The organism is Polaromonas sp. P1_E3, from assembly GCF_056405935.1.
The window spans coordinates 1-576 of sequence record NZ_JBFUBD010000838.1; the positions used below are offsets into that span (position 1 = coordinate 1).

Here is a 576-nt window from a genome sequence, read left to right on the forward strand (position 1 = left end):
TGGCGGAGGCTGACCCTGCCGCTACGTTAGTCGTTTTGGAGCGCGTTCTCGAGAACTGGCCTCGCGAAGAGTTGGAGCAACTTTCGGAGGCTCGACAAACGCTGGTGTTCGCCTTGGAGAAGATTGCGGTTTGGGGGGCGCACTTCCGTTCGGCCGCTAGTCTGCTGGCCCACCTCAGTTTTGGGGAGAGTGCGACCTATTCCAACAATGCCCGGGGCACGCTGAAAGGGTTATTCGCACTTCGCGGAGGGCCAACACAGGCTTCTGCTATGGAGCGCTTGGATTTTGCGGCCATTCTCTTGGACGATGCCGACCGCTTCAATCGTTCGCTAGGCTTGGAGCTCTGCAAGAAACTCCTTAGCGACCGATTCGGGTCCCGCATCATCGGAGTTGAGTATCAAGGATTGGGCCCAGAGATATCGTTCTGGCAACCGAAGATTTGGAACGATCTGTTCGACCCACGGCGGAGAGCGGTGCAAATGCTGTTGGATAGGCTCGATCCGACAGATGTTGAGTGGCAAGCCGCGCTATCGAGAGTACTTGTCGATGCAGCCGATGACATGCTTCACCATGAGG

The 576-nt window shown here is 56.9% G+C and carries 1 protein-coding gene; it reads left to right on the forward strand.

Annotated features, from left to right (window positions below; genetic code table 11):
* Positions 1–35: 35 nt before the first annotated feature.
* A partial coding sequence (locus AC1D0Z_RS23850) for a hypothetical protein (RefSeq protein WP_477660580.1) occupies positions 36–576 on the forward strand: 541 nt, incomplete at its 3' end.